Genomic DNA, 16,843 nt, shown 5'->3' on the forward strand with positions numbered 1-16,843 from the left:
CCGCTGAGAGAAGAGAGACACCAGATGTTCGAGAAGGTCCTGGTCGCCAACCGCGGCGAGATCGCGATTCGTGCTTTTCGTGCCGCCTACGAGCTCGGCGCTCGAACGGTTGCGGTGTTTCCTTATGAGGACCGCAATTCGGTGCATCGGTTGAAGGCTGATGAGTCGTATCAGATCGGGTTGCCTGGTCATCCGGTGCGCGCTTATCTGTCGGTGGAGGAGGTGGTCGGTGCCGCGGTGCGGTGTGGTGCTGATGCGATCTATCCGGGGTATGGCTTTCTGTCGGAGAATCAGGGTTTGGCTGCCGCGTGTGCGGAGGCGGGTATCACTTTCGTCGGGCCGAGTGCCGAGATTTTGGAGATGACCGGTAACAAGGCGACTGCGGTGGCCGCGGCGAAGGCGGCGGGTATTCCGGTGCTGGCGTCTTCGGAGCCGTCGGCTGATCACGATGAGTTGCTCGCCGCTGCGGAGGACATGCAGTTCCCGGTGTTTGTGAAGGCGGTGGCCGGTGGTGGTGGCCGGGGTATGCGGCGGGTGGCCGAGCGTGCGGATCTGGCCGAGGCGATCGCGGCGGCGTCTCGGGAGGCCGAGGCGGCGTTTGGTGATGCCACGGTGTTCTTGGAGCAGGCGGTGATCAATCCGCGTCATATCGAGGTGCAGATCCTTGCCGACACCCACGGCGAGGTGATCCATCTCTATGAGCGTGATTGCAGTTTGCAGCGTCGGCATCAGAAGGTGATCGAGTTGGCGCCGGCCCCGAATCTGTCGGAGGAGTTGCGTGAGCAGATTTGTGCCGATGCGGTGGCCTTCGCTCGCCATATCGGGTATTCGTGTGCGGGCACGGTGGAGTTCTTGCTCGATGAGCAGGGTCGGCATGTGTTCATCGAGATGAATCCGCGTATCCAGGTCGAGCACACGGTGACCGAGGAGATCACCGATGTGGACCTGGTGAGTTCGCAGTTGCGGATCGCGGCGGGTGAGTCGCTGGCCGATCTGGGGTTGAGTCAGGACGCGATCCGGATTCGGGGGGCGGCGTTGCAGTGCCGTATCACCACTGAGGATCCGTCGAACGGTTTCCGTCCGGATGTCGGGCGCATCACCGCCTACCGCAGCCCGGGTGGTGCCGGTGTGCGTCTGGATGGTGGGGCGAATCTGGGTGCGGAGGTCAGTGGTCACTTCGATTCGATGCTGGTCAAGTTGACGTGTCGGGGACGGGATTTCCCGACCGCGGTGCGTCGTGCCCGGCGGGCGGTGGCGGAGTTCCGGATTCGTGGTGTGGCGACCAACATTCCGTTCTTGCAGGCGGTGCTCGATGACCCGGATTTTCGGGCCGGGCGGGTGACGACGTCGTTCATCGATGAACGCCCGGAGTTGTTGACCTCACGCTCGTCGGCCGATCGTGGCAGCAAGATCTTGTCGTTTCTGGCTGATGTCACGGTCAACAAGCCTCACGGTGAGCGTCCGACGAGGGCGTACCCGCGCGACAAGCTGCCCCTGGTGGAGCGGTCGGTGCTCGCCTCGCCGGCCGAGGGTTCGCGGCAGCGGCTGCTGGCGTTGGGGCCACAGGGGTTTGCCCGGGATCTGCGGGAGTCCCCGCGGTTGGGGATCACCGACACCACTTTCCGTGATGCCCATCAGTCGTTGCTGGCGACGCGGGTGCGTACCAACGGGTTGCTCAACGTCGCCCCGTATGTGGCGGCGTTGACCCCGCAGTTGTTGTCGGTCGAGTGTTGGGGTGGTGCCACCTATGATGTGGCGCTGCGTTTTTTGAAGGAAGATCCGTGGGATCGGTTGGCGCAGCTGCGCGAGGCGATTCCCAACATCTGTCTGCAGATGTTGCTGCGCGGCGCCAACACCGTCGGGTACACCCCGTATCCCACCAAGGTGACGACGGCGTTTGTCGAGGAAGCTGCGGCGACCGGTATCGACATCTTCCGGATCTTCGACGCGCTGAACAATGTTGATGCGATGCGCCCGGCGATCGACGCGGTCGGTGAGACCGGTAGCGCGGTGGCCGAGGTGGCGATGAGCTACACCGGTGATCTGTCGGACCCGGCCGAGGATCTCTACACCCTCGACTACTATCTGCGTCTGGCCGAGCAGATCGTCGACGCCGGTGCGCACATCATCGCGATCAAGGACATGGCCGGGTTGTTGCGGGCTCCGGCGGCGGCCACGCTGGTTACGGCGTTGCGCGCCAACTTCGATCTGCCGATCCATGTCCACACCCATGACACCCCGGGCGGGCAGCTCGCCACCTATATGGCGGCGTGGCAGGCCGGTGCCGATGCCGTCGACGGGGCGAGTGCGGCACTGGCCGGCACGACGAGTCAGCCGCCGTTGTCGGCGATCGTGGCCGCGACCGCCCACACCGAGCGTGACAGCGGCCTGGAGCTGGCGCGGGTGTGTGACCTCGAACCGTATTGGGAGGCGTTGCGAAAGGTGTACGCGCCGTTCGAGTCCGGGCTACCGGCCCCGACCGGGCGGGTGTATTCCCACGAGATCCCCGGCGGGCAGTTGTCGAATCTGCGGCAACAGGCCATCTCGTTGGGGCTGGGTAACCGGTTCGAGGCCGTCGAGCAGGCCTACGCCGCCGCCGATGCGATGCTGGGTCGCCTGGTGAAGGTGACGCCGTCGTCGAAGGTCGTCGGTGATCTGGCGTTGGCGCTGGTCGGCCGCGGGATCACCGCCTCGGACTTCGCTGCCGACCCGGGTTCCTACGACATCCCGGACTCGGTGATCGGGTTCCTGCGTGGCGAACTCGGCGACCCGCCCGGCGGATGGCCCGAACCACTGCGCACCCTCGCACTGGAGGGGCGTGCACCGGCGCCCGAGGTGGTCGAACTCTCGGCCGATGACGAGGCGATCCTCGACAAGCCGGGCAAGGACCGTCAGGTACGGCTCAATCATCTGTTGTTCCCCGGTCCCACCAAGGAATTCGAGGAACACTACGAGATCTACGGTGACACCTCCCGGTTGTCGGCGAACCAGTTCTTTTATGGTCTGCGTTACGGCGAGGAAGATCGCGTGGAACTCGAACCGGGTGTGGAGTTGATGATCGGACTCGAAGCGATCAGCGAACCCGACGAGCACGGGATGCGCACCGTGATGTGTGTGCTCAACGGTCAACTACGCCCGATCGCCGTGCGTGACCACGCCATCGACTCCACCGTCGCCTCGGCGGAGAAGGCCGATCGATCCAACCCCCACCACGTGGGCGCACCGTTCGCCGGTGTCGTCTCGTTGTCGGTGGACGTCGGCGACGACGTTGCCGTGGGCGCCACCATCGGCACCATCGAGGCGATGAAGATGGAAGCCGCGATCACCGCTCCGGTCGCGGGCAAAGTCGCGCGACTGGCAATCGGATCGGTCACCCAGGTCACACCCGGAGACCTGCTGATCGAAATTCACTGATGATCGCCGAGAACGTCCCGAGTAGTGGCTGGTTGCATGGATACATATGAGCGGGAGCTGTGTCGATTGTTCAGGGACTGGTTGCCCTTCGGCGGGCCTCCCGACGACCTCATCAGTGACTTCGGTATACCTCGACGTCGTGCCGTTGCGATTGTGCATGCTCTGCTGAGGGACCCAGATAATCGATCGCTACAGGCTGACGAGCGCGACCTGCTCGACGCACTGGGCGGCATACAGGGTTTCTCTGAAGCATTCCCGGTCGGACCGTCCGGACTCAGTGTGGTGGCACAACGTGATTCGACACCACCCGGAGGTGTTGCTGCGGAACAGGGAGGAACTGGTCCGGCGGTACGGAACTTGCGTAAGCGTTCGGTGTGGCCCTACGAAGAGCGTGCTGTCCAGGAATCTGGTTAGTCAGCGAGCGCGACGCTGTGTCGTCGACGCGGCGGTGTCAACGGCCGCGGCGGAGGCGTTTCTGGACTGACTGATCACAACGCACTTGACGTACGGTGATCAGCCGGCTGACGTAGCTGACGTCAGCCGGCTGACCACCTACTACCCGGTTGGGTCCTTACTGGTTCACGCGACTCTGCAACGGAGGGGTTCGGCGCGCAATGCGCGACCGACTTCGTCTGCAGCCAATTCCTGAAGGCGGGTGAGTGACTGGTCGGAGTAGAAGGCAGTGTGCGGTGTCAGTAGGAGACGAGGTGCGGTACGCAGTGGAGAGTCGCTGGGTAGGGGCTCGCTCTCGAAGACGTCAAGTGCGGCGCCGCCCAGGGTGCCGGAATTGAGCGCCTGAGCGAGGGCGGCCGAGTCGACCAGGGGGCCGCGCGCGGTATTGACCAGGACTGCGTCGGGCGCCATCAGGCGCAGTGATCGTTCGTCGATGATGTGGTGGGTATCGGTAGTGAGTGGCAAATGCAGCGATATCGCATTGCTTCTCTCGAGCAGTTCCGAGAAGCTGACGAGGCCAATGCCCAAGTCCCGCAACTGCTCCTCGTCGGCGGCCGGGTCGTGGACGATGATCTCGAAACCGAATGGCGCAAGACGTGTATGAAGTGCGCGACCGATTCGTCCGAAACCGAGCATGCCTATGGTTGCAACGGTGAAGTCACGCACCCTGCCGACCTCGGACTGAGCAATCCAGCCACGCGTGCGGACTGCGTCGTCGTACTCGGGTACCTTGCGCAGCATCGTCAGCAGGAGAGTTGCGGCGTGGTCTGCCACCGTCCCGCTGCCATAATCGGGGACATTCGCGACTGCCACGCCGTGCTCGACGGCCGCGGAGACATCGACATTGTCGTAGCCCACACCGTATCGAACAATAGTTCCGCCGCTCGCCATGGCTGCGATCGCCTGGCGGGTCATGGGTGCCTGATTGACCAGTGCAACCTTCGAGTCGCGTACTGCTTCAATGACTTCGGATTCGCTCGCACATTGGTGGACGTGAAGTTCGTAGCCGTGACGGGTTGCCACCTCGCGCTCCGCTTCGACGTCGCCGAAAGGGTGGTCGACGATGACAACAGTGTTTCTTGCCGGACGATCGGTAGCCATTTCTGGATCGTATGCTGCATGCAGACTTGAAGTCCAGTTTCTGCGACGGCAGCGGGGATTCATCTCACGGCATTGCCCGATTTCAGAGGTTGACCCACCTCAACGGGCGTATTGCCATGTGGTCGTGAAAAATGGCTAATTGCAGCTACTTAGGTGCTGAATCCGTTGGGTGCAAACGGTGGCTCCGCGCGAACGTTGACACCGAATGCGTGCTGCATGCACAATATGGTGACGGCGGTTACATCCGCGCGACCAGGTCTCGCGACCCCTCCAGCCCCATGACACGGCCCCTTATTGGAGACACTGTGAATCTCTTGGAATCATCCGCAGACACCTACGACGTCGTGATAGTCGGTTCGGGACCGAGTGGTGCAGTGGCCGCGAAGAGGTTTGCCGAGAGCGGGTACTCGGTCTTATGTCTCGAACAGGGTGAGTATCCCGACTACACGACGATCCGAAGTGCCGAGCCTGAGTTCGAGCTCACGAAGGACAAGCACTTCTCCTGGAATCCGAACAAGCGTCGAGCCGTCAGCGATTACCCGGTGAACGATTCCGAGTCCGAGGTGGCGCCACTGATGTGGAACGGTGTCGGCGGCAGTTCGATTCTCTACGCCGCCGCTTGGCACCGACTGAAGCCCAGTGATTTCCGGGTCAAGACGCTCGACGGTGTCGCGGCTGACTGGCCGCTGACGTACGAGGAACTGGCACCGTTCTATGCACGCGTCGAGCATGACTTCTCCGTGTCGGGGGTCCCGGACGATCCCGCATTCCCCGAGGGGTTCGACATCCCACTGCCCCCGTTCCCACTCGGTGACCTCGAGCGACGGTTTGCCGCAGCCCACGACAGGCTGGGATGGCACTGGTGGCCTGGGTCCAACTCGATCGCCACGGTGCGACACGGCGCGCTCGAGCCGTGTGTTCGTCGGGCGAGTTGTATGTGGGGCTGTTTCGACGGCGCCAAGGCGTCGGTTGACCGCACGCACTGGCCGTCTGCGCTGAAACTCGGTGTGACACTCCGTCAGAGGGCACGCGTGCTACGGGTCGAGACGGACTCGCGTGGGCTGGCAACCGGCGTCACCTACGTCGACCTCGCCACCGGGGCCAACCATTTCGTCGGCGGACGCACGGTGGTCCTCGCTGCGAACGGCATCGGCACACCGCGACTCCTGCTCGCCTCGGCAAGCAAGACCCATCCTGACGGTCTGGCGAACTCGTCAGGTCTGGTCGGGAAGAATCTGATGATGCACCCTTACAGCACCGTCGTCGGGCTGTTCGACGAGGCTTTCGAGAACTGGCAGGGCCCCTTCGGGCAGCGGGCCTATTCCCTGGAATTCGCCGAGACGCAACCCGGTCGCGGATTTCTTCGAGGTGCGAAATGGCAGCTCATGGGTACAGGTGGACCGCTCAACACCACCGGGTCCTTCCCCTGGGGTGGGGCCGGAGCCTGGGGGCCGGACTTCCACAAAGAGGTGCAACGCCGCTTTGCGCACTCAGCCTACTGGGCGATCCTCGCGGAGGATCTTCCCGACGAATCGAATGCCGTCACTCTCGACCCGGAGTTGGTCGACGGGAGTGGGCTCGCCGCCCCGAAGGTCACCTATCGGGCCTCCGAGAACACACGCGCTCTACTCGATTTCAACCACGCGCTGGCGGAACAGTCGATGCGCGAGGCGGGTGCCTATGAGACGTTGGTGTCGCCGATCGTGCGGGAGACCGGCTGGCACCTGCTGGGTACGGTTCGGATGGGAGAGAATCCGCAGTCATCGGTTGTGGATGGATACGGGCGATCCCATGACGTGCCGAACCTGTTCGTGATGGACGGAAGTGTGATGCCGACGTCGGGCGCTGTCAATCCGACCGGCACGGTCGCCGCGCTTGCGCTGCGCAGCACGGAAGCTGCGATCAAGACCGCCAGTTCGCAGAAGTTCGGTATCGGGGCCTGAGGTCGTAGGGAAGAGGCTGAGAAAATGATCACCATCGATGATGTTCGAGCGCAATTGGCCTGGGTTGCGGATACTTTGATCCCGTCAGACAAGGACCTCGGTATGCCGTCAGCCACCGAGGCCGGCATTGTGACCGAACTGATTCCACGCGCGTTGCGAGCACGGGACGACCTGAGTGAGACATTTCTGAACACCCTCGCGGAGCTGCCGGCTGATGCGCCTGCTGATCCCCTGGGCGCCATCCGGGGGCTTGGTCAGCCGGCTTTCGACATGGTCACACGGATGATTGCGGGAGCCTACTTCCTGAACCCCGCAGTCACCGCAGCGCTGGGTTATCCGGGGCAGGAGGCGTTGCGAGACACTCCGGACTACGACGAGATCGCCGAGGTGACGGCACGCGTCGCCGCACGGGGTCCGGTGTACATTCCAACGCCCCGATGACCACGCGCCGCGCGCGTCAGTGCGTCACTTGTTCCACGTCCGGCTGACGCGGGACCGGGCAGCGAGGACATGCTCTGTGGCCAGCCTGGCCGAATCGGCTGCACGGCCGTTGCGGAGCGCTTCGAGAACTGCAGCGTGCTCCACAAGTGCCGGTGGTCCACTCACGGCCCAGGACTCGGTGTAGGTGGTGAGGAGTACCTGAGCCTGAAGCCGGGACAGATGCTCGTCGAGAACCGCGCTCCCCGAAGCTCTTTGGATGGACTGATGAAAGGTCAGGTCGGCAATCCGGGCGGTGCGCGCATCATGTGCTTTCACTGCACGGCTGAACTCGGAGTGGATCTCATCCAACTCGTCGATCGTGCCGTCGTCGAGCAACGGGCACGCCAGCTCCGCGGCCAGTCCTTCCAAGGTTGCTCTAACCTGCAGGGCGTCGAGGAGCTCGTCCTTGTCGAGCGTGCGTACCGCGGCACTACCGTTTGGGTTCTGTACCAGCAGGCCTTCGTTGACCAGGCGTACGACCGCCGTGGCTACAGGGCTCCTGCTCATCTGTAACTGCGCGGAGAGGGCGACCACACTGATCGACTTCTGTTCTGCGAGTTCGCCCCGCAACAAACTCGTCCGGATCTGCGTGTACGCGATCTCCGACAATGAAGCGGGCTGCTCTACAGGGACGAGTGGCATCGCACACCTTCCGAAACGTCTGGTCGAGTTGCCGGCCAGCGAGGGTTGACCTCTCTGCATTCTGCATGCAGAATCGCTGCATGGTCAAGAGGCGTTTTCCCCGCTGGTCTGAGTTCAAACCCCTACTGCAGCCGCCGCCGGTGCAACTCTCCGCGACTGCGCGTCGCCTCAGGAAGGCGACGTCGGTCGACGATTTGCGCACGGTCGCCAAGAAGCGGACTCCCAGAGCTGTATTCGACTACACGGATGGTGGTGCTGAAGACGAGGTCGCACTCAAGCGGAGCCGTGCGGCGCTCGAGCGGATCGAGTTCAGGCCGAATGTGCTCCGCGACGTTTCTCGCGTGGATACGACCACGACGATGTTGGGTAGTCCCGCCGAACTGCCCGTGGTACTGGCACCCACCGGTTACACGAGGATGATGCACCACAGCGGCGAACCGGCGGTGGCCAGGGCTGCAGGCCGGGCAGGCCTGCCCTACGTGCTGTCGACCATGGGCACCACCAGCCTGGAGGCCCTCGAAGCAGCGTCTCCCGAGACGCGCCGGTGGTTTCAGTTGTTCCTGTGGAAGGACCGGGCCGCGAGCGCGGACTTCGTGGCGCGCGCGGCCGAGACGGGCTGTGACACGCTGGTTCTGACCGTCGACACGCCGGTTGGTGGTTCTCGCCGACGGGATCAGCGCAATGGCATGACAATTCCGCCCTCGCTCACTCTCCGCACTGTCGTGGACGGGGCTCGGCATCCGCACTGGTGGCTCAATTTCCTCACCACCGAACCATTGGAATTCGCATCGCTCTCGCACTTCGACGGCTCGCCGGCGGAACTCACCAACCTCATCTTCGACCCGTCGTCGACGGTTGCCGACGTGGCGTGGCTTCGCGACATCTGGTCGGGCTCGCTGGTGGTGAAGGGTGTCCAGCACGCTGAAGACGCGGCAATGGTCGTAGATGCAGGCGCTGACGCCGTCGTGCTGTCCAACCACGGGGGCCGACAGCTCGATCGTGCCGCCACTCCACTCGAACAGCTCTCGGACACCGTTCGCCGGGTTGGTGAGCGCGCAGAGGTTTATGTGGACGGCGGCTTCAGGTCGGGTTCAGACGTCGCCGCGGCAGTCGCGCTGGGTGCTCGCGGAGTCTGGATCGGCAGGTCCTATCTGTATGGGTTGATGGCGGGCGGCGAAGCTGGTGTCGACCGTTCCATCGAACTGATGAGGAAGGAGTTCGTGGCCACGATGCAACTGCTCGGGGTGAAGTCGGTGGATGAGCTCAACCCGGACCTGGTCGTACTGAGAGACGTAGACGGCCGTCGGAGCGTCTCTGCCGAAGTCTGACCACGGTGCCGGCGCAGGGATGCGGCCGAACCGTCGATGGCGTTGCGATCCGGTAGCGCCGTCAGGGATTCGGGCACGGCCGGCCGCACCTACCAGGTGCGATCAACGGGGTTTTCGAGCCAGCACGTACTGGCCGTGACCGGTGATGCTCTGCTCGATGTCGACGACCCCTGCGGCCCGCAGGCGGTCGACGATCTCGTGGGCGCCGAAGATGCGGAATCCGCTCATCCCCACGATCCGCCGGACGCCCGGCAGGGATGTCACCTCGGTGGCCACCGAGGTGAACACGACGATCTCGCCGCCCGGCTTGGCCACCCGCACCAGTTCGTCGACGACGGGCAGGGGGTCGGGGATGAGGTAGAGTGCCGCGAGGCAGGTGACGGCGTCGAAGGTGTTGTCGCCGAACGGGATCGCGTGCGCGTCACCTCGGATGAACGCGGCGCGGTCGACGTTGTTGCTGCGAACCGCCCGGGTGAGCATGGGTGCGGAGAAGTCCAGCCCGACGCATCGGCCGTCACCGGTCAGGCCGTCGGCGATGCGGCGCGTGTAATTCCCTGGGCCGCAGGCGACATCGAGAACGGAACGTTCACCTGGTCGGGCGAGGTAGGCGCGCAGCGCGCGGTCGAAGTCCTCGGTGGCACGACCGCCGAGGCTGAACAGCCGGGTGAAGGTGGGCCGCCACAGATGCTCGTAGATCTCGGCGAAGTGCGCGTTATGCATCAGGCGCTGCGCGACCGACTCCATCGCTTCCTCCGGTCTAGGCGCGCGTATCGCGCTGGATGCGCAGCGTGGAAATGGTGGTGGCCAGGCTGTCGTACTGGCCGACGAGCAGGGTGAAACCGATGAGCTTGCGCTCGTCGAGGTGCCGGGCGATCCCGGCCCAGGCGATGTCGGAGATGTCCTTGTTCTCGACGAGCTCGTCGACGGCCCGCAGGATCGCGCGCTCCCGGTCACCCCACCCGGCGTCGGGGCCTTCCAGAATGCGTTCGAATTCCGCGTCGGCGATGCCGGCGCGCCGTCCGAGGCGGCGGTGGTGGTCGAGCTCGTAGTCGCAACCGCGCAGGTGTGCCACGCGGATGATGATCATCTCGGAGTCCTTGCGCGACAAGGTACCGAAGGGCATCAGGCGGGCACTGAAGTGCAGCCAGCCGCGGAAGAGTCCCTTCGCCCGGCCGAGGGTGGAGAAGATGTGGGCGTCGTCGACGCCCATCACCCGAGCCGCGCCGCGTGCGAAGACGAAGTTGAACGGTCCGAGCTCCCGTAGACCACCCGGTGTGACGCGAGGTGTGCTCATGGGCCCACGGTAGACTACGCGGACTATGACGGATACCACACGGACGTTCACGAGTGTCGACGAGTTGAAGGCCGCGATCGGGGAAGACCTCGGCTCCGGTGAGTGGCTGGAGATCACGCAGGAGCGGGTGAATGCGTTCGCCGACGCCACCGGCGATCACCAGTGGATTCACGTCGACCCCGAACGCGCGAAGTCGGGTCCGTTCGGCACGACCATCGCCCACGGCTACCTGACCGTGTCGCTGCTGCCGATGCTCGCAGGCCGGATCTTCACCGTGGAGGGCCCCAAGCTCGTCCTCAACTACGGCATGAACAAGCTGCGCTTCCCCAACCCGGTCAAGGTGGGCGCACGCATCCGGTCCAACGCGGTGATCACCTCCATCGAGGAGACACCCAAGGGCGTCAGCATGGTCGTGACCAACACCGTCGAGATCGAGGGCGAGGCCAAGCCTGCCTGCGTCGCCGAGAACCTCCGCGTTCTCGTCTACTGACGGTCTCCGGCTTTCGCAGTCTCACTTCCCGGCGGTCAGCGAGGACACTCGCTGGCCGCCGGTTCGCCGTTCAAGCGGCGATTCAACCATTCGAGTGCCACCGGGAAACCGAGGAGAGCGCCGGTGACGTGCTCGCCGAAGATCTCGCGGTACGCGGCGTTCGCGCCGCGGGCGCACTGCTGGCGGTAGAGCGCGCGGGCGCCGGCCGCGGGGATCCACCACTCGTGGGTTCCCTGGTAGATCAGCAGGGGAATCGCGGACGTGCGGTCCGACATCCGGGTGATCTCGTAGATGCGCTCGGCGACCGGCGAGCGGAACGGGTCGGGATCCTTCGACATCAGCTGCATCGGCAGAAAGGTCCCGCCTGCCAACGCTTCCGGGATCACGCACACGTTCTTCAGCGGCGAGGTCGCCAGCCAGCGTGCCGGCCGGTTCGCCAGCGGTAGGATCTCGGTCCGCTCGCGGGCGATGCCGAACGTGGCCGCGTGGAACAGGCCCGTGGCCAGGTTGGCGTTCATGCTGCCGACCAGCATCCGGAAGTCTGCGGGCACGCCACCGAGTGCGGCGCCGACGACCCGGCCGGTCAGCTCCGGGGCGTACTCGCCGATGAGCTTCGACGCCCCGTGTGTGGCGATCGCGCCACCGGAGTAACCGGTCAGCGCAATTCGGCTGCGGCCCAACGTCGGTGACTTCAGCTGCACCGCGGCGCGGATGGCGTCGAGCACGACGTGCCCGGCCAGGACCGGCTCGGCGTAGGCCATGCGCGGCCCCTGATGGTCGGGGATCAGGACTGCGTGGCCGTCGGCGAGGGCGAACTGCGTGGTCGGCGGGATCAGATCGGTGATCCCCGTGGCTATCGAGAATCCGTGCGCCAGTGTGTAACCGGGAGTACAGGCGGCGCCGAGTGAGTCGATGGGCAGGTTGTTCACCAGCAGCGGCATCGGGGACCGGGAGGCCCGGCGCGGGATCAGCAACGTGGCGGTGCCGTAGATCGCCGCATCCGTGGCGTCGGTGCTGCGGAACTTGATCAGTGTCGCCGAACGAAGTGGGACCGTCACCACCGGTCCGGCGGCGCCGGTGACGTCGCGGGTGGCGATCACCTCTCCGGGTGCGCGTGCCTCCAGGTCGGCCGGCCACCGGTCGAACATCGGGTCCCCGGTGGGGGAGGGCAGCATCGCCTCCCGCAGTTCCATTGTGCGGTGGTCGAATCCGGCTGCGCGTGCCCGCGGCGGGATGGTTCGCAGACGGGGGATCGGCGGCGGCGGAACTGCGTGGTCGACGGCCTCGGCCACCGGCGGCGGCAGCGGCATCATGTTGGGCGGGTCGGCGGATGCGTGCCCGGCGGACACGACGCCGAGTGGCAGCGCGAGCAGGACGCAGATCATGACCGACGGCAGGCGGTGGACGGCGATTCCGCGTCGCCTGCGGTGCGAGGTTCTCGTCCTCGGATTCCTTCGCGCGCTGCGTACGCGTCGTCGCGTGCGCTCTGTCGCGACAGTAGGACATATGACCAGGTCGGGCAGTGATGCCGCACTGATGGTGTTCCGCTCGAGACTCAACTGTGATTTATCGCCATCCGACTCATTCGTCTGCCGGTCGCGGCAACGAAAAAGGGGCCGCTGCGGCGAATCGCGGACGCACAGATGGGCGCGGCCGTTTAGCATTAGCCGGGGTTCGCGGTTGGCGTGAACTGCTGCGGTGGGCTGTCGGGGGACAGACGACCGGGAGTTCACCGATGGGATTAGGGGGGGTTGGCGATGCCGACCAGGGGTGTAATGCGGCGATCGATGCTGCGCGCGGCGATGATCGCCGGCGTCGTCGTGGCGACGGTGATGAGCACGACGGGGATCGATCCGACCGGAAGCGTGGGTGTCGGGACGGCGCGCGCCGAGCCGCCCAATCTGGCAGAGGTGCCGTCGCAGCTCCCGAAAGACCTCGACGCTGTCATCCCGCCTCCGCCGATCAAGAAGCTCCAGCGCATCCCCGAACGTTCGCGGATCGCCGGCGCCACCCATGAGCTGCAGGAACTGCGCGAGGCGATCATGCCCTCGCCCAGTGGCGACCGGTTCTTCGACCACTGGCCCGCCGGGCTGGCCAAGCGCACGCCGGGAGAGGTGCTGACCACGCGCAGGGTCACCGGGACGGCCCAGCAGCTGGTTTTCGTCCCGTTGCGTTCGGCTCGTCAGGTCAAGTTCCGCACCGTCGACGCCACCGGTGGTCCGATGTTCGGTACCGCCACGCTGCTGCTCCCGCGCAAGGCGTGGACGGGCCCCGGAGCGCGCCCGATCCTCATCAACAACTCGCCGATCGTCGCACTGGGCACCAAGTGCACGACTGGCTTCACCTACGCACACGGCTTCACCAACAACACCAACGAGACCGACCTGATCCCGCCGATGACCCAGCTGGCGCTCGATCGTGGTTATGCCGTGATCGTGCCCGATCACACCGGTCCCCGGATGGCTTACGCCGAACCGTACGTCGGAGCTCACGTCATCCTGGACGCGGTGCGCGCCGCCGCCCGGCTCGACCCGACCGAACTCGCCCGAGGGCCCATCGCGATGGTCGGTTATTCCGGTGGCGCGATCGCCACCCACGGGGCGGCCAAACTCGCCGGCAGTTACGCACCGGACATCGCGGATCGCTTCGTCGGCGCGGCCGTCGGCGGCGTTCCGGCGAACTTCCGTGCCATCGCCGGGGCAATGAACGCCAACCTCGCGTCCGGGGTGTTCCATTCGGCGATCCTCGGGGTGGCACGGGAGCGGCCGGAAGTACTCGGGATGGCCAATCATCTCGCGGGCTGGCTCGCCACGTCGGAGTTGCGCAACATGTGCACCGACGACATGGGCAACGTCGGGATCTCACACCTGCCGACGCAGGTGCTGTCGAACGATCCCGATCCGTTCCATTCCCCGGTCGCCGATCGGCTCTTCGAGGTCACCTCGATGCACGACCTCGCAGCAACCATGCCGCTGCTCATCTACCAGGGACACTACGAGTGGTGGGTTCCGGCGTCGCAGGCGCGCGCACTCTTCCACCAGCAGTGCGAGCTCGGTGCGACGGCGATCTACCGCGAGTACCCGACCGAGCATGTGTCGGGCGCGTTCGCCGGTTTCCCGGACACCGCGACCTGGTTGGACAACCGGCTGCGCGGTATCCCCGCTCGTGACGAGTGCCGGCGCTGACGCAGGAGGACCTGCAGCTCAACGATTTTCGGTGAGACTCATGTACGGCGAGACGCTGCTGCTGTGTTCGTCGATGCTCAACGACGCGCCGACCGCGGGGAACGCGCGCTGCGCGCAGTTGGTCCGCTCGCACACCCGGCAGCCGGCGCCGATCGGGGTGACATGCGCCTGCGGTCCGATCTCGAGGCCGTCGGAGTAGATCACGCGGGCGGCATGGCGCAGTTCGCATCCCATGCCGATCGCGAAGGTCTTCCCGGGTTGCCCATAACGTGTGGCGCGGCGTTCGACGGTGCGTGCCACCCAGAAATAGTTCCGGCCGTCGGGCATCTCGGCGATCTGGGTGATGATCTTGCCCGGATAGGCGAAGGTCTCGTAGACGTTCCACAGCGGGCAGGTACCGCCGCTCGACGAGAAGTGGAAACCCGTGGCGGACTGGCGTTTCGACATGTTTCCGGCGCGGTCGACACGGACGAACGACCATGGGATGCCACGCAGGTTGGGGCGCTGCAGAGTCGAGAGCCGGTGGCAGATCGTCTCGTAGGACACCGCGTAGAACGCTGAGAGGCGTTCGATGTCGTAGCGGAAATCTTCTGCCGCACCGTGGAATTGGCTGTAGGGCAGCACGACGGCCGCGGCGAAGTAGTTGGCGAGACCGAGCAGTCCGAGTGCGCGGGCGTCGGAGTTGCTGAAGTTGGCCTCGTCGACGAGTTTGTCCAGCAGATCCTGGTATTCGAGGTAGCAGAGCTCGCTGGCGAGTTTGAAGGTCCGCTGTCCCGCCGACAGAGATGCCGAGAACTCGAGGCGCCGTTCCTCCCGGTTGAACCGGTGCAGGGTGTAATCCCCGAGGTCGACGCGGCGCACGATGCTGACACCGTGGACGTTCTCGATGCGGTTCATGATCTCGCGCCGGATGTCCGCGGAGTGCATGCGCATGCGGGTGGTCATCTCCTCGGCGGCTACGTCGAGTTCGTGGATGTAGTTGCGGCGCAGGTAGAAATAGTCGCGAACTTCCTCATGCGGGGCACTGATGGTGCCGCGCATGCTGCGATCGCCGCGTTCGTCGGTGGCTGCCGCGAGCTGATCGGTGGCGATGCGATATCGCCGGTGCAGGTTCACCATCGCCTGCGCCATCTCCGGATGGGTGGAGACCATCGCGCTGATGCCCTGGGCGTCGAGGGTGCCCGGCGAGGCCTCGACGTCGTCGTCGAGCAGTACCTCACGCAGCTCGGCGACGAGGCGGATGTCGTCCTGGGAGTCGAAGAATCCGGCGTCGACCCCGAAGGCCTCGGTGATCTTGCGGAGCACAGATGTGGTCAGCGGGCGGGCGTCGTGCTCGATCTGGTTGAGATACGACGCCGAGATCGACAGGGTCTGGGCCAGCGCAACCTGTGAGAGTCCGCGTTCGGAGCGCAGCTGGCGCAACCGTGAGCCGACATAGGTCCTGCTCATCGTCCACCTCCCGGACAGGCGCCCCCGGGTCGAGGGCCTTCTACAGGGTACGGTGACCGCGTGCGCTCCCTCGCCGGCCGACGTCGTGTCCCCACGGGACTGTTCGCGCCGAGCGTCATCGCGGTGTGCGCGCTCACCGTGGTCGGCGGATGCTCCTCCGAGCCCGCCGCCGCACCTGCGCCGCGGGCCGCTGCGGATCTGCTTCTCTCGGCGTCGGTCCTCCCCGCCGGGTTCACCCTCGCCCCGCTGTCGGTCAGCGAGCTCACGGCGGGCAACCGGGCCGGGATCGAGGCCGCGAAATCCACCAGGGTCACGCCGGAGTATTGCCGGCCGACCGCTGATGCCGCGCTGAACGGGCAGTTGTCGGCCGACAACTCTGCGGTTCTCGCCGCGCGTGACGGCGCTTCTGGCGGGCTCGTCGAACTGGTCACGACCGCGCCTCGCGACATCGACGCCGACCGCCTCACGACAACCGGCCGCTGCGCGCGAACCACCACCGAGATCACCTCGGGCAACCTCGCGGGCAGTCGCGTGGTCACCGAGTACACCGAGCTGCCGGCACCGGAGATCGAGGGTGGGCTGATCGCGGGGGAGCAGATGTTGCTCACGCGGTCCGAGGTGACCACGACGCTGCCCGACGGGGGTGTCCGCCGCCAGATCGGTTTCGCCGGATACGCCGCACTCGACCGGCCGACGTCGGGCCGGGTCACCGTGCAGCTGACGGTGTCGGGAACCGCGACACCGGCGACCACACCACCGACCGAGCCGGCCGAACCCGTCGACGCCGAGACCTTCACCAACCTCTTCGACGCGGCTGTCGAACGCGTCACCACCCCCTGATCGACGACGCGCACGGCCGCATGGCGGCGTAATGGAAGTGTGAAGGACGTCACAGAAGGGCCGGTATCGGCGCCCGCCCGCCTTCCGGGGCGTGGGGGTTTCCTCGTCTGTGTGGCGCCTACTCGCGAGTAGGAAATCCCAGTACGGACGTACTTTTTGGCTCGTGAGCCGGGGTCTTTCACAGATCAAGATTTGCAAACTTTGCAAGCCGTGGTCAAAAAATA

At 65.4% G+C, this 16,843-nt stretch carries 13 protein-coding genes; 7 read left to right on the top strand and 6 right to left on the bottom strand.

Translation table 11 applies throughout. From position 1 onward, the window contains the following. Positions 1–24 precede the first annotated feature (24 nt). Positions 25–3,414 (top strand): pyruvate carboxylase, encoded by a 3,390-nt coding sequence (locus H1R19_RS03220; protein WP_219850559.1) that lies wholly within the window; start codon positions 25–27, stop codon positions 3,412–3,414. 579 nt (positions 3,415–3,993) lie between these two features. Here the strand turns inward: H1R19_RS03220 and H1R19_RS03225 are convergent. Continuing rightward, the gene (locus H1R19_RS03225; RefSeq protein ID WP_219850560.1) at positions 3,994–4,968 is read right to left on the bottom strand and encodes a C-terminal binding protein; all 975 of its coding nucleotides are present in this window, start codon (positions 4,966–4,968) and stop codon (positions 3,994–3,996) included. Between the two features lie 305 nt (positions 4,969–5,273). Here H1R19_RS03225 and H1R19_RS03230 point away from each other — a divergent pair, with 305 nt between their 5' ends. Together H1R19_RS03230 and H1R19_RS03235 are read left to right on the top strand one after the other, a co-directional pair. Next, positions 5,274–6,911, top strand: a complete 1,638-nt coding sequence (locus tag H1R19_RS03230; protein WP_244970852.1) for a GMC family oxidoreductase — start codon at positions 5,274–5,276, stop codon at positions 6,909–6,911. 24 nt (positions 6,912–6,935) lie between these two features. Then, positions 6,936–7,352 carry a hypothetical protein gene (locus tag H1R19_RS03235; RefSeq protein ID WP_219850561.1) on the top strand — a complete coding sequence of 139 codons (417 nt, stop codon included), beginning with the start codon at positions 6,936–6,938 and terminating at the stop codon, positions 7,350–7,352. A gap of 24 nt (positions 7,353–7,376) precedes the next feature. Here H1R19_RS03235 and H1R19_RS03240 read toward each other — a convergent pair whose 3' ends face one another. After that, positions 7,377–8,033, bottom strand: a complete 657-nt coding sequence (locus H1R19_RS03240; RefSeq protein ID WP_219850562.1) for a GntR family transcriptional regulator — start codon at positions 8,031–8,033, stop codon at positions 7,377–7,379. On the opposite strand from H1R19_RS03240, the gene H1R19_RS03245 reads away from it, so the two are divergent. Next, complete coding sequence (locus H1R19_RS03245) at positions 8,027–9,361, top strand: alpha-hydroxy acid oxidase (protein WP_280527226.1); 1,335 nt, start codon at positions 8,027–8,029, stop codon at positions 9,359–9,361. The genes H1R19_RS03240 and H1R19_RS03245 overlap by 7 nt on opposite strands. Positions 9,362–9,463: 102 nt before the next feature. Here H1R19_RS03245 and H1R19_RS03250 read toward each other — a convergent pair whose 3' ends face one another. Both H1R19_RS03250 and H1R19_RS03255 read right to left on the bottom strand, forming a co-directional pair. Beyond that, a complete protein-coding gene (locus H1R19_RS03250) occupies positions 9,464–10,105 on the bottom strand; it encodes a class I SAM-dependent methyltransferase (protein WP_219850563.1) in 642 nt (213 codons plus the stop codon). Between the two features lie 13 nt (positions 10,106–10,118). Further along, a complete protein-coding gene (locus H1R19_RS03255) occupies positions 10,119–10,655 on the bottom strand; it encodes a carboxymuconolactone decarboxylase family protein (RefSeq protein ID WP_188329399.1) in 537 nt (178 codons plus the stop codon). 25 nt (positions 10,656–10,680) lie between these two features. Here H1R19_RS03255 and H1R19_RS03260 point away from each other — a divergent pair, with 25 nt between their 5' ends. Continuing rightward, entirely contained in the window at positions 10,681–11,145 is a 465-nt protein-coding gene (locus H1R19_RS03260; RefSeq protein ID WP_188329400.1) for a MaoC family dehydratase, read from the top strand. A gap of 35 nt (positions 11,146–11,180) precedes the next feature. On the opposite strand, the gene H1R19_RS03265 is transcribed toward H1R19_RS03260, so the two are convergent. Next, positions 11,181–12,458: a lipase family protein gene (locus H1R19_RS03265; protein ID WP_372631865.1), complete on the bottom strand. Its 1,278-nt coding sequence runs from the start codon at positions 12,456–12,458 to the stop codon at positions 11,181–11,183. 444 nt (positions 12,459–12,902) lie between these two features. Here H1R19_RS03265 and H1R19_RS03270 point away from each other — a divergent pair, with 444 nt between their 5' ends. After that, positions 12,903–14,330, top strand: coding sequence for a lipase family protein (locus tag H1R19_RS03270; RefSeq protein ID WP_188329402.1), 1,428 nt, complete (start codon positions 12,903–12,905; stop codon positions 14,328–14,330). 18 nt (positions 14,331–14,348) lie between these two features. On the opposite strand, the gene ramB is transcribed toward H1R19_RS03270, so the two are convergent. Continuing rightward, positions 14,349–15,779, bottom strand: coding sequence for an acetate metabolism transcriptional regulator RamB (gene ramB, locus H1R19_RS03275; RefSeq protein WP_188329403.1), 1,431 nt, complete (start codon positions 15,777–15,779; stop codon positions 14,349–14,351). Between the two features lie 60 nt (positions 15,780–15,839). Here ramB and H1R19_RS03280 point away from each other — a divergent pair, with 60 nt between their 5' ends. Beyond that, positions 15,840–16,619 (top strand): hypothetical protein, encoded by a 780-nt coding sequence (locus H1R19_RS03280; RefSeq protein ID WP_244970853.1) that lies wholly within the window; start codon positions 15,840–15,842, stop codon positions 16,617–16,619. Positions 16,620–16,843: the final 224 nt, after the last annotated feature.

The organism is Gordonia jinghuaiqii, assembly GCF_014041935.1.
In the GTDB taxonomy this organism is placed as follows: Bacteria; Actinomycetota; Actinomycetes; order Mycobacteriales; family Mycobacteriaceae; genus Gordonia; species Gordonia jinghuaiqii.

Bases quoted from the DNA above. Each gene is read 5' to 3' on its own strand.
- H1R19_RS03270 (WP_188329402.1), top strand. From the start codon at position 12,903: ATGCCGACCAGGGGTGTAATGCGGCGATCGATGCTGCGCGCGGCGATG.
- H1R19_RS03265 (WP_372631865.1), bottom strand. From the start codon at position 12,458: ATGATGCCGCTGCCGCCGCCGGTGGCCGAGGCCGTCGACCACGCAGTT.
- H1R19_RS03260 (WP_188329400.1), top strand. From the start codon at position 10,681: ATGACGGATACCACACGGACGTTCACGAGTGTCGACGAGTTGAAGGCC.
- H1R19_RS03235 (WP_219850561.1), top strand. From the start codon at position 6,936: ATGATCACCATCGATGATGTTCGAGCGCAATTGGCCTGGGTTGCGGAT.
- H1R19_RS03220 (WP_219850559.1), top strand. From the start codon at position 25: ATGTTCGAGAAGGTCCTGGTCGCCAACCGCGGCGAGATCGCGATTCGT.
- H1R19_RS03225 (WP_219850560.1), bottom strand. From the start codon at position 4,968: ATGGCTACCGATCGTCCGGCAAGAAACACTGTTGTCATCGTCGACCAC.
- H1R19_RS03255 (WP_188329399.1), bottom strand. From the start codon at position 10,655: ATGAGCACACCTCGCGTCACACCGGGTGGTCTACGGGAGCTCGGACCG.
- H1R19_RS03240 (WP_219850562.1), bottom strand. From the start codon at position 8,033: ATGCCACTCGTCCCTGTAGAGCAGCCCGCTTCATTGTCGGAGATCGCG.
- H1R19_RS03250 (WP_219850563.1), bottom strand. From the start codon at position 10,105: ATGGAGTCGGTCGCGCAGCGCCTGATGCATAACGCGCACTTCGCCGAG.
- ramB (WP_188329403.1), bottom strand. From the start codon at position 15,779: ATGAGCAGGACCTATGTCGGCTCACGGTTGCGCCAGCTGCGCTCCGAA.